Raw genomic sequence first — 11,822 nt, 5'->3', positions numbered from 1 at the left:
TCCTGTCGGATGGGGATAAAAAGATAAAGGGAATTAAAGATATGTACTTAAAGGTATTTGACGGAAAACGGAATGGGACAACTGTGCAGAGGGGCTACTCTTTGATACAGCTGCTGGTGGTGATGCTGTTGGTTTCGATAGTGGCAACAGCGGCATTTACGGCCTATCGGGAATCGGTCCGCTCGGCCAACCTGCGTGCGGCGCATGCTGCTTTGTTGGAGAATGCGCGCTTTATGGAGCAGTTCTACACGAAAAAGGGCAGCTTTAAGCTGACGTCGACGAAGTGGCCAGAGCTGCCGGTCAAGGAGGCGGGTGGCTTCTGCATTCGGATGAACGGTCAGGCTAAGGGGATCTTGGAGGGGAAGTTTACCCTGAAGGCGGTGGCGTTGGACAGGGAGGCGGAGCCGAGGGTATTGCGCTTGAACGAGTCGCTGACGGCGGTGGTGTGCGGGAAGATGAAGGTGAAGGGCAGCTGTACGGATGGAGAGGAGATATTTAGGGGAAATGATGCGGAGTGTCGGCCTTTTACGGGGTAGGAACCTGATCGAAAGGAAGGAAGTGGATAAAGAAAAAGGACGTGCTCAGGCACGTCCTTTGGGGGAAAGGTAGTTTAATTGTTCCGGCTAATACAACCAACCTCAGTTAGCTAGGAAAGAAAATGAAATATTTGGTTTTATCAGATTGGCACACTATCAATTTTCAGACGGCCCTTTGTTATAATCTTCTTTTTACCTGAACATAAAACAGGCCGTCTTATGGAAGTCATCCAATACCCAAATTCCCCCTTCAAGCTCCACCAGCCATTTCCTCCTGCCGGCGACCAGCCTACCGCCATTGCCGGCCTGCTCGAAGGGCTTTCAGACGGCCTTGCCTACCAAACCCTGCTCGGCGTAACCGGTTCGGGCAAAACCTACACCATGGCAAACGTCATCGCGCAAAGCGGCCGCCCCGCCATCATCATGGCGCACAATAAAACCCTTGCCGCCCAGCTTTATGCTGAAATGCGCGAGTTTTTCCCCGAAAACGCGGTGGAATATTTCGTCTCTTACTACGACTATTACCAGCCCGAAGCCTATGTGCCCAGCCGTGATTTGTTCATCGAAAAAGACAGCGCGATCAACGAACACATCGAGCAGATGCGCCTTTCTGCTACCAAAAACCTAATGACTCGCGACGACGTGATTATCGTCGCCACCGTGTCCGCTATTTACGGTATCGGCGACCCGACCGAATACCAACAAATGGTGTTGTCCGTCAAAGAAGGCGATACCATCGAACAGCGCAACATCATCGCCACGCTCGTTTCCATGCAGTACGAACGCGGCGATTTGGATTTTAAACGCGGCAGCTTCCGCGTGCGCGGCGACGTGATTGACGTGTACCCCGCCGAAAGCTCCGAAAACGCCCTGCGCATCAGCCTGTTTGACGACGAAATCGACCGCCTCGATATGTTCGACCCGCTTTCAGGCAGTCTTATTCAACGCGTCGGCCGCTACACAGTCTTCCCGTCCAGCCATTACGTTACCCCACGCGACACCGTATTGCGCGCCTGCGAGTCCATCAAAGAAGAATTGCGCGAACGCATCGAATTTTTCGCCCGCGAACAACGCCCCGTCGAACAACAACGCATCGAACAGCGCACCCGTTTCGACCTCGAAATGCTCTACGAAATGGGCTTCTGCAAAGGCATTGAAAACTACTCCCGCCACTTCTCCGGCAAAAAAGAAGGCGAACCGCCGCCCACGCTGATGGACTACCTGCCCGACAACGCCATCATGTTCATCGACGAAAGCCACGTTACCGTTACCCAAATCGGCGGCATGTATAAAGGCGACGCATCGCGCAAGCAAAACCTCGTTGATTATGGCTTCCGCCTGCCTTCCGCCCGCGACAACCGCCCGCTCAAATTCCACGAATTTGAAAAAGTCATGCCGCAAACCGTCTTCGTTTCCGCCACCCCCGCCAAATACGAAGAAGAACACGCCGGACAAGTGGTCGAACAAGTCGTCCGCCCCACAGGGCTGGTTGATCCCCAAATCATTATCCGCCCCGTCGCCACCCAAGTCGATGACTTAATGAGCGAAATCAACGACCGCATCCAAAAAGGCGAACGCGTACTCGTTACCACCCTCACCAAACGCATGGCGGAGCAACTCACCGACTATTACAGCGAACTCGGTATCAAAGTGCGCTACCTGCACAGCGACATCGACACCGTAGAGCGCGTTGAAATCATTAGAGATTTACGACTTGGCCTGTTTGACGTACTGGTCGGCATCAACCTCTTGCGCGAAGGTCTCGACATCCCCGAAGTCTCCCTAGTCGCCATACTCGACGCCGACAAAGAAGGCTTCCTACGCTCCCACCGCAGCCTGATTCAAACCATAGGCCGCGCCGCGCGTAACGTGAACGGCGTCGCCATCCTGTACGCCGACAAAATCACCGACTCCATGAAAGCCGCCATCGACGAAACCGAACGCCGCCGCGAAAAACAAATCAAGTTCAACGAAGAACACGGCATCGTGCCACAGCAGATTAAAAAACAAGTCAAAGACATCATCGACGGCGTGTATCACGAAGAAGACAGCGGCAAAGGCCGTAGACAAGGCAAAAACAAGGTTAAAGTCGGCGAAATTCACAGTGAAGAAGACGCAATTAAAGAAATCGCCAAACTGGAAAAAGCCATGCAGCAGGCGGCTAGGGATTTGCAGTTTGAAGAGGCGGCGGTGTTAAGGGATAGGATTCGGGGGATTAAAGAGAATTTACTTTTTGGAGCGGAGTGAGGTATATGCGAGTTTATTTTTTAGATAGAAATATTATTTCAATAATAAAAGATAGTAACTTGAATAGAAAGCAGAAAGATAAAAATAAGTTAGATATTCTTAAAAAACTTAGAGAAATTGATAGGGATGGATGTTTTATTACTCCTATTTTATCAATAATGGAGGGAGAGCATGGTAAACTAGAAGATAAATCTAAGCAAATAGAGGACGTTATAGATATTGAGTTTAGTGAGCTTGAAAAATTCTTCCATAATGCAGAATTGGATAAAGCATTTAATTTACTATTTATGAAAGAACTTTTGGTTATTGGTAAATTAGGGAGAGATTATAAAAATAATATAAAAAATAAAGAGGAGTTTCTTTCAGATATTAGAGAATTAATTTTAAATTTACCTAAGAAAGAAAAATTAAAAGAACGAATAAATCAGATCTTAGATATTGCTAATAGTTATAAATTATCTAGAGATAACCCTATGGTTATTGCTTGTATTCTATCTATATGTGGCGAAGGGCAGTGTAAAAAAATTATTAAACCAAATAAAGAAAAATACTACAATGCTGCTATGGATTTTACGCACCTATCAATTTTTTCTTTTTTAAAATCAAAGTTTACCCATACATATAGAAGAGGAAGAAAAGAGATTGTTCATTGTAAATTAATTACTGGGGATATTGCATTAAATAATTTTATAAAATATTTTGATTTTGATAGTATAAATGGTGATTTTTTACCGCAAGATTTTGGATATTATGTAACTATAAACTTAAGTGAATATGGCAAGAAAAAGATTCCTGATTTTGTTAAAACTATAATTTGGGATTATGAATAACAGCAAGCCGTAGCTTGCATCTCCACTAACCTCGTGCGTGGCTACGCCGCACACCTTACCTGCGGCGGTACAAACTTTAAAATCGAGGTGTAGGGTGTGTGCGGTATGCACGCACGCGTTTTTTGGTGTTCAAACCATTGTTTCAAACTTTCAGACAATTTCAAACGTGGTCTGAAAACTTTTAGAATAAAGGCCGTCTGAAATCCAGTTTTCAGACGGCCTTATTGTTTATATTGCTTCAAAATTTAGCAGTCAAACTCGGCAATCACCGGTGCATGGTCGCTGGGGCGTTCTTGGGCGCGGGTTTCTAGGTCGACGGTGACGTTAGTAAGGGTGGCGGCGAGTTCGGGGCTAGTGAGGATATGGTCGATGCGCAGGCCGAGTTTTCGTTGGAACATGGCGCCGCGGTAGTCGAACCATGTGTAGAACGCGCCTTCGGGGTGGATTTTGCGCAGGCTGTCGGTCAGGCCGAGGTCAAGTAGGTTTTTAAACCATTGTCTTTCGATGGAGGAGCAATGGATTTTTTCGTGCCATTTTTTGGGGTCGTAGCAGTCGGCATCAGCCGGGGCGATGTTGAAGTCGCCGAGCAGGACGAGTTTGGGGTGTGCGGCCATTTCGGCGCGGACGAACTCGGTCAATGCAGCAAACCATTGTTCTTTGTATTGGAATTTTGGGCTGTCCAGGGCTTCGCCGTTGACGCAATAGACGTTGATGACGCGTACGCCGTTGATGGTGGCGGCGATGACGCGGCGTTGTGGGTCGTCAGGGAGGGCGGGAAGGCCGCAATGTACGTCTTGCGGTTCATGGCGGCTGATGATGGCGACGCCGTTGTAGGTTTTTTGGCCGCTCCAGACGCAGTGCCAGCCCATCATTTGCAGGGCGGCGGCCGGGAATTTGTCTTGGTCGAGTTTGAGTTCTTGTAAGGCGAGTATGTCGGCTTGGTGGTCGGCCAGCCAGTTTTGTACTTGGGGCAGGCGGACGTTGAGGGAATTGACGTTCCAAGTGGCGATTTTCATGATGTTTCCGTGTGTGCTGTTGGGTGGGAAGACGGCGGATTGCGCCTGTGGGAATGGACGGTATTGTATAGCGGATTGGTTTATTTTTCGATATGGGCTGAAAGGGGCAGGCCGTCTGAAAGCTGATGTTTCAGACGGCCTTGATGTTGCGATGTGGAATAATTTGTTTATTCGGCTGGGTCTTTGAGCGTGCGCAGGGTATTGAGGATGGTGGTGGCTTCTTCGGAGATGATGCGGTATTCGATGATGCGGTGGTAGCGCGTGAAATCGATGATGCCTTCGGTGCGCAGGCGTGCGAGGTGGTTGGCGATGCCGGTCGGAGAGGAGTCGAGCGCTTGTGCCAATTCGGTAATGCTGCGGTCGCCGTCAAGCAGCAGAAAAAGGATGGCCATGCGTTCGGGGTTGGCAATCAGTTTGAGAATGGTAGAGAGACGCTTGATTTCCATATTATTGTTCCTTTTGTCTGTTATATGAATGCTTGATTTGGGTTAAATTTGGATGATTGTAGTTTTTATTAAGATTAACCTTATAATTCAAACTCTTACCTTGCAGTGTACACGGTTTTGTAAAATTTGAGGGCATTGTTTTACAATTTTTTTGTTTATTTTCGATATCTTGCTTCGGTTGCGAAAATAGATTGAAAAGAGACGAAAAGGCCGTCTGAAATGTTCCGTTGCAGATGATTTTGCTGACGGATGTTTCAGACGGCCTTTGATTTGGCTTTAAGTTGTTTTTTCTTTTATGTTTGTTTGGAATCAGCCGATTGGTTGTTTTTAAACAAACAACAAGGTTTTATGATTTTAAGCTTAGGACTACACGCCAAGGGCTTGTCAGACACTTGGACGTGTTGTCGAAATGCGACTACTTTTTCTTCCAGCCTGCGGTCATGGCGAAGGTAATGGGGTCGTAGTATTTCGGCAGCTTGGACGGAATGCCGACATCGTTACGGTACACGACGCGGTAGCGGTCGGCGAACCAGTTTGGAACGATGGTGTATTGGTGGCGGATCAGTCGGTCGAGCGCGCGCGAGGTGGTTTGCAGCTCTTGGCGGTTGGTAAAGCTGTTGAAATGGGTCAGCAGTTTTTCAACCGCAGGATGACAGACGCCGGATAGGTTGCGGCTGCCTTCGGTTTTGGCGGCGGCGCAGCTGAAGTAGTCGTATTGCTCGTTGCCGGGGCTTTCGCTGTTGCCGTAGTAGCCTGTGGTTACGTCAAAATCGAAGTCGTTCATGCGTTTTTGGTACACGGCGGAATCGGCGGTGCGCACGTTCATGGTGATGCCGATTTTGGCGAGGTCGCGCTGCCATTTGGCGGTAATGCGTTCGTAGTTTTTGCTTGGGGCGAGGAATTCAAAGGTCAGCGGTTTGCCTTGTTTGTCGACTGCTTTGCCGTTTTTGTATTGATAGCCACCTTTTTCAAGCAGGGCGCGTGCTTTGAGCAGGTTCGGGCGCACGCCCAGTTTGGGGTCGGTAACCGGCGGCATAGGGACGTCTTGATCCAATACGCCGTCGGGCAGCTTGGTGCCCAATGATTTGAGCAATGTGGTTTCCGCGCTGTCAGGCTTGCCGGTTGCGGCCATGGTGCTGTTGGTGAAGAAGCTGTCGGTGCGGCGGTATGCGCCGTAGAAGATGCGGCTGTTGACGCTTTCGTAGTCGAAGCTTTCAATCAAGGCGCGGCGGACGTAAATATTGTCCAAGGGCTTGTGGCGCATATTGATGACGAAGCCTTGCATGCCGGCTGTGCTGTTTTGTATCCATTCGTGTTTGGACAGATTGCGTTTTTTGAGGACTTCGTCGGAGTAGGCGCGCGCCCAGTTGCGGGCGACGTTTTCTTGTACGAAGTCATATTGACCGCCTTTCAATCCTTCGATGCGGACAACTTCGTCTTTGACGTATTTGATGCGGATGTGGTCGTAGTTGTAGCGGCCTTTGCACACGGGCAGATTTTGCGCCCAGTAGTTTTTGTCGCGGACAAACTCGCTGATGCGGCCGTTTTCGGCTTTGGCAAAACGGTAGGGGCCGGAACCGATCGGCAGGCTGTTGGGAGCGGCGGCCAGGCCTTTGGGATAGCTTTTATGCGAGAAGACGGGCAAACTGCCGAGAATCATGTGCAATTCTGAGTTGCGCTGTTTGAAGCGGAACACGACGGTGCGATCGTTGGGCGTTTCCACTTTGGCCACGTCGCTCCAGTAGAAGTGGTACATGGGGGCGGCGGCTTTGTCTTTGGTCAGGATGTTAAATGAAGCGGCAACGTCTTTGGCCAAAACGGGGTCGCCGTTGTGGAATTTGGCTTTGGGGTTGATTTTGAAGGTAACGGAAAGGCCGTCCGGAGCCAGGGCGATGTCTTCGGCAATCAGGCCGTAAACGGCGTACGGTTCGTCCATGCTTTGCTCGGTCAGGGTGTCGAGTGTCAGCATGCTGATGCCGTATTCGTGGTTGCCTTTGAGGGTAAAGGGGTTGAGCGTGTCAAAAGCACCGAGGAAAGGCGTGGTAAATGTACCGCCTTTGGGGGCGTTGGGATTGACGTATTCGAAGGCGGTGAAGTTGGCCGGATATTTCGGTGGTTGGCCAAGGCCTACGCCGTGAGCGGCAAAGGCGGCAGATGGAATCAAACCGAGCAGAGAGAGTAGGGCTGGTGTTTTCATCTATTTTTCCTTGTAGGTCGAATGTAATATTCAGTAGTGTGCCGATTATAGCAAAGGCCGTCTGAAACTTGATATTTTTGGTTTCAGACGGCATCAGGTTTAAGAGGATTGTTTTTTCGTATGGGCGCCGAACTCGGCAAGCGTCATGTTCAAGGTTTCCAAGCAGGGCTGCATGATGTGGTCAACTGTTTGATTAACCTTATCTTTATTAAGCGTTTGCGGACGGTAGACGAAGAGTTTGAACAGCTCCGCCAAGTCGATGGACTCCGCCCCCATTTTCAAGACCCAGCCCTGACGGCCGGAATAGACATAGCCGTGTCGCGCCAGTATTTCTAAAAGCTCGCCCAATTCATCAAAGCCCATATTGATATGCCGTCTGAACTCCTGCACCGGCAATGCCTTGCCGTTTTGTTGGGCAGAATCGAGCAGCAGCAGGATTTTCAATACATCGTCAAAGCGGCCGCGCACATCCAGACTGCGGCGGAACGCTTCGCCGCGCCAGTAGGACAGGGACGAGGTTAAAACCGCGCCGCCCAATACCAGCGTCCATAATAGGTTGAGCCACAACAGGAAAAACGGTACTGCAGCAAATGCGCCGTAAATCGATTTGTAGCCGTCAAAGTTGCCCATGTACCAAGTGAACAAAAAGCGTGCCGTTTCCAAGCAAAACGCCGTTACGGCCGCGCCGACCAAAGCATGGCTGGCAGGCACGAAACGGTTGGGCACAAAGCGGTATAAACCCCACAGCAGTACCGTAATAAATGAAACCGCGGTTATGACCCTCAGCCATTCCGAGCCGCCCACTACTTGCACCTGACCGATTATGACTGACAGGCCCACGCCCAAAGACAAAGGCCCGAACGTCAGCAACGCCCAATACACCAAAAACTGCATCATCCAAGGCCGTTGCGAATTGACGCGCCAAATCCGGTTGAACGCATTGTCTATCGTCCGAATCAGCATCAGCGAGGTTACGACCAACATCACACTACCGATCGCCGTCAGCTTGGTGGCCTTATCGCGGAACGCATTGATGTAGTCAAACACCATGTCCGCGCCCTGCGGTACGATGGTGCGGTTGATGAAAGAGACAAACGCCCCTGACCATTGGTCGAAAACGGGGAAGGCCGAAGCGATGACGACCATCACTGTCAACACGGGCACCAAAGCCAAAAGCGTTGTAAACGTCATGCTTGCCGCCACCTGCGGCACACGCTCCTCATCAAAACGGCGCACGACAAACCAAGCGAACGCCACGCCTTTACTCTTTAAAAAACCTTGCCACCATTGCGAAAACGGCATAACCTTTTCCCACTTCTAAATTGAAATTTTTTCTTTTCAGACGGCCCGAGTATTTAAAAGGCCGTCTGAAACCTGACAGCATTGTAACGGAAACCCCAAATGAACCCAAATCCCCTGAAAATTCTCGTCCTCTTTTATTCCCAAAACGGCAGCACGCGCAACCTTGCCCGCCAAATCGCACGCGGTATCGAAAGCGTGGAAGGTTGCGAAGCCGTGTTGCGTACCGTTCCCAAAGTTTCCACCGTTTGCGAAGCCGTTGAAAAAGCCATTCCCGACGAAGGCGCGCCATACGCGACTGCCGACGACCTCAAAAACTGCGCCGGCCTTGCGCTCGGCAGCCCGACACGTTTCGGCAATATGGCCGCCGCAATGAAATACTTTATCGACGGCACCATTCCCCTTTGGCTCGGTGCAGAACTCGTCGGCAAACCTGCCACCGTATTCACCAGTACATCTTCTCTGCACGGCGGCCAAGAAAGCACCTTGCTGACCATGATGCTGCCCCTGCTGCACCACGGCATGGTCATCAGCGGCATTCCCTATACCGAGTCCGCGCTCAGCAATACCCAAAGCGGTGGCACGCCTTACGGTGCAAGCCATGTTTCCGGCCACGACAGCAAGACGGCATTGACTGCCGAAGAAAACGATATTGCCTTTGCGCAAGGTAAACGTTTGGCAGAATTGGCACGAAAATTGGCAGATTGATTACCTTGTAATAAAAAGATTAAGGCTGTCTGAAAACCTGATGATATGGGTTTCAGACGGCCTTTTTAGTTAATTGGTACTAGATTGAAAATAAATATTTTGAATTAAACGAACTACTTAGGAAATAGTGATTAGAACATAGTTTCATCGGACTACATCTTTTTGATAGAATCTGCGACCAAATTGTAAAGATAAGCTAATTGGAGAGGCTATGTCACTACCTGTATTTCCCTATGGCAAATTAAGCTTTGCCGTCAGTCTGGCGCTGTGTTCGGCGTATTCTTTCGCAACCGAAGTAGAAAATACCCAGCCGCAAGAACGTGTCGATTTACCGACAGTTACCGTCCAAGGTGTCGGTAAACAGACTACTTCCAACTACACCATTCCCGCTTCCTCTGCCGCCACAGGCATCCGCCTGACCCAGCGTGAAACGCCGCAGTCCCTGTCTGTCGTTACCGAAAAACAAATGGACGACCAAGGTTTGGATACCTTGCAGGACGTGTTGAAACAAACACCGGGCGTGTTCCACAGCAAAATGGGTAACAACGTATCCGGTCACAGCCAGTTTATTTCGCGCAGTCAGGCGATTGACAGCATTTCCGTGGATGGCGCGCCTAAATTCCTTTACGACGGTAAAGCCATCCGCCGCGGCACCAACAATCTGGACAGCACATTGTACGAACAAGTCGTCGTCGTGCGCGGCGCAAGCGGTTTGTCCAACGGCGGTATGGGCGAGCCGGGCGGTACGGTTGCTTTGGAACGCAAAAAACCGACTTCCAAGCCTGCCATCAGCGTAGAAGCCGGTGTCGGTTCGTGGAACCACTACCGCTTCGTCCTTGATGCCAATCAGCCTTTGAATGCAGACAATACCTTGCGCGGCCGCGCTATTTTGGTCAGCGACCACGGCGGCGATTACCTGCCGAACACTTCGCGCCACAATCACACTTTCTACGGTACTTTGTCTTACGATATTACGCCGCAAACCCAATGGCGCCTCGGTACGGAAATACACCGTTTCCGCAATACCGGCAGCTCGCGTTTCAGCTACCTGACCGCAGCAGGTTCGCGTCGTACTGGATTCATACCGTTTGAGTCTTCGCCGCGCAGCAATTCTTCCGCACGCTGGGCATACGGCAAGGACACCAGTGCTGAAGTATTCACTTCCCTCAGCCATGAGTTTGACAATGGCTGGAAACTGACAGGCAATTACAGCCATGTTTCGGGCAAAAACGACATCGTTTCAGGCATTGCCGGTACTTATGTCATCAACTCCGACTATTCCGCGCTCTTTACATCCGACCGCGATCGCAGCAAATATCGCGACCAAGATTTCTCCCTGACTTTGGATGGTCACTATCCTGCATTGGGCCGTTCGCATGAGTTCAATGCGGGCATCAGCTATCAGGACAACAAAGAAAACCTGTCTTTCTACGAAGAAGGCGAATCGACGATTCCAGATTTGCGCCTCTTTAACGGTAATATCGCCAAACCCGATATGCCGTATCTGCGCGATGGTTTTTCACGCATGAAAAACCTGTCGGTTTACGGCTCGACCCGTTTCAAACTGACCGATAAACTCGCCTTTATCGGTGGCAGCCGTTTTGTGGATTGGCGTTACCGTTACAGCACCAGCCGTAACAAATTCGCACACAGCAGCCACAAACAAAACGTTTTCATTCCTTATTTGGGCGTAACCTACGACATCGGCGACAATCTGACTGCCTATGCGTCTTACACCACCATTTTCCGTCCGCAAGTGCGTTACCTGACCAAAGACGGCGCGGCGCTCAAACCGCAACGCGGCAAAACCTACGAGACCGGTTTGAAAGCATCATGGTTTGAAGGCCGTCTGAATGCTTCCGCCTCCGTCTTTATGAACAAACGCGACCATTTGGGCGTTGTCGCAGGTAAATTCGCGAATGGCGAGGAATACTACCGTGCAGCCGACAACACCACAACAAAAGGCGTGGAACTCTCTGTCGGCGGCCGCCTGAGCGACAAATGGCTGTTGAATGCGTCTTATGCACGTTCCAAAATTAAAGACAGCGAAGGTGTTCAACTGCATCCGTCTTACCCGGTTCATTTGTTCAAACTCTTTACCGCGTATGACGTAACCGACCGTTTGAACCTGGGTGCCAACGTCAACTGGCAAAGCCGCAGCCACACGCTGGACGAATACCCTGCAGACATCAATCCGGCCGCAGCCGCCGCGTTGACCCAACGTCCGTACGCAACGCTGGACTTGACCGGTCATTACAAAATCGGCAAATCCACCCGCATCAGTTTGGACTTTGAAAACGTGTTTAACAAACGCTATCGCACCATGCCAGATATTCATGTGTACGGCACGCCGCGTAGTGTGACTGCAACGGTTAAACATACGTTCTAATTGAAAAGAAAAATAGTGCAGGCCGTCTGAAAACCTGAATCATCGGGTTTTCAGACGGCCTGAATTTTTCTCATATTGAGACCTTTGCAAAATTCCTTTTCCCCAACAGCCGAAACCTAAATAAAGATTTTCGGCTGTTTTTGTTTCAAATATC

General features: G+C 50.2%; 9 protein-coding genes. 5 read left to right on the top strand and 4 right to left on the bottom strand.

The features are described 5' to 3' along the window. Positions 1 to 122: 122 nt before the first annotated feature. The 3 genes from ACTHSX_RS10275 (at position 123) to ACTHSX_RS10265 (ending at position 3,613) form a co-directional block, all read left to right on the top strand. Entirely contained in the window at positions 123 to 536 is a 414-nt protein-coding gene (locus ACTHSX_RS10275) for a type IV pilin protein (protein ID WP_440377585.1), read from the top strand. Positions 537 to 755: 219 nt separating this feature from the next. Next, positions 756 to 2,783 carry an excinuclease ABC subunit UvrB gene (uvrB, locus tag ACTHSX_RS10270; RefSeq protein ID WP_440377584.1) on the top strand — a complete coding sequence of 676 codons (2,028 nt, stop codon included), beginning with the start codon at positions 756 to 758 and terminating at the stop codon, positions 2,781 to 2,783. A gap of 5 nt (positions 2,784 to 2,788) precedes the next feature. Beyond that, a complete protein-coding gene (locus tag ACTHSX_RS10265) occupies positions 2,789 to 3,613 on the top strand; it encodes a hypothetical protein (protein ID WP_440377583.1) in 825 nt (274 codons plus the stop codon). Positions 3,614 to 3,858: 245 nt separating this feature from the next. On the opposite strand, the gene xth is transcribed toward ACTHSX_RS10265, so the two are convergent. The 4 genes from xth to ACTHSX_RS10245 all read right to left on the bottom strand — a co-directional run bounded on the left by xth (position 3,859) and on the right by ACTHSX_RS10245 (position 8,574). Further along, positions 3,859 to 4,629 (bottom strand): exodeoxyribonuclease III, encoded by a 771-nt coding sequence (gene xth / locus ACTHSX_RS10260; RefSeq protein ID WP_440377582.1) that lies wholly within the window; start codon positions 4,627 to 4,629, stop codon positions 3,859 to 3,861. A gap of 167 nt (positions 4,630 to 4,796) precedes the next feature. Continuing rightward, positions 4,797 to 5,075: an ArsR/SmtB family transcription factor gene (locus tag ACTHSX_RS10255; protein ID WP_440377581.1), complete on the bottom strand. Its 279-nt coding sequence runs from the start codon at positions 5,073 to 5,075 to the stop codon at positions 4,797 to 4,799. 415 nt (positions 5,076 to 5,490) lie between these two features. Continuing rightward, positions 5,491 to 7,272: an extracellular solute-binding protein gene (locus ACTHSX_RS10250; protein WP_440377580.1), complete on the bottom strand. Its 1,782-nt coding sequence runs from the start codon at positions 7,270 to 7,272 to the stop codon at positions 5,491 to 5,493. Between the two features lie 99 nt (positions 7,273 to 7,371). Next, positions 7,372 to 8,574, bottom strand: coding sequence for a YihY family inner membrane protein (locus ACTHSX_RS10245; RefSeq protein ID WP_440377579.1), 1,203 nt, complete (start codon positions 8,572 to 8,574; stop codon positions 7,372 to 7,374). 99 nt (positions 8,575 to 8,673) lie between these two features. On the opposite strand from ACTHSX_RS10245, the gene wrbA reads away from it, so the two are divergent. After that, a complete protein-coding gene (wrbA, locus tag ACTHSX_RS10240) occupies positions 8,674 to 9,279 on the top strand; it encodes an NAD(P)H:quinone oxidoreductase (protein ID WP_440377578.1) in 606 nt (201 codons plus the stop codon). 211 nt (positions 9,280 to 9,490) lie between these two features. Further along, on the top strand, positions 9,491 to 11,668 hold the full coding sequence (locus ACTHSX_RS10235; RefSeq protein WP_440377577.1) for a TonB-dependent siderophore receptor: 2,178 nt from the start codon (positions 9,491 to 9,493) through the stop codon (positions 11,666 to 11,668). Positions 11,669 to 11,822: the final 154 nt, after the last annotated feature.

The sequence above is a fragment of the Neisseria sp. P0014.S002 genome (genome assembly GCF_051958295.1).
Classification (GTDB): Bacteria; Pseudomonadota; Gammaproteobacteria; order Burkholderiales; family Neisseriaceae; genus Neisseria; species Neisseria flavescens_B.
Note: the sequence above shows the minus strand (reverse complement) of the source record. Positions and strands in the feature narration are given on the sequence as shown.

Excerpts from the sequence above, each read along its gene's own strand:
- ACTHSX_RS10275 (WP_440377585.1), top strand. The coding sequence starts at position 123 with ATGCTGTTGGTTTCGATAGTGGCAACAGCGGCATTTACGGCCTATCGG.
- uvrB (WP_440377584.1), top strand. The coding sequence starts at position 756 with ATGGAAGTCATCCAATACCCAAATTCCCCCTTCAAGCTCCACCAGCCA.
- ACTHSX_RS10265 (WP_440377583.1), top strand. The coding sequence starts at position 2,789 with ATGCGAGTTTATTTTTTAGATAGAAATATTATTTCAATAATAAAAGAT.
- xth (WP_440377582.1), bottom strand. The coding sequence starts at position 4,629 with ATGAAAATCGCCACTTGGAACGTCAATTCCCTCAACGTCCGCCTGCCC.
- ACTHSX_RS10255 (WP_440377581.1), bottom strand. The coding sequence starts at position 5,075 with ATGGAAATCAAGCGTCTCTCTACCATTCTCAAACTGATTGCCAACCCC.
- ACTHSX_RS10250 (WP_440377580.1), bottom strand. The coding sequence starts at position 7,272 with ATGAAAACACCAGCCCTACTCTCTCTGCTCGGTTTGATTCCATCTGCC.
- ACTHSX_RS10245 (WP_440377579.1), bottom strand. The coding sequence starts at position 8,574 with ATGCCGTTTTCGCAATGGTGGCAAGGTTTTTTAAAGAGTAAAGGCGTG.
- wrbA (WP_440377578.1), top strand. The coding sequence starts at position 8,674 with ATGAACCCAAATCCCCTGAAAATTCTCGTCCTCTTTTATTCCCAAAAC.
- ACTHSX_RS10235 (WP_440377577.1), top strand. The coding sequence starts at position 9,491 with ATGTCACTACCTGTATTTCCCTATGGCAAATTAAGCTTTGCCGTCAGT.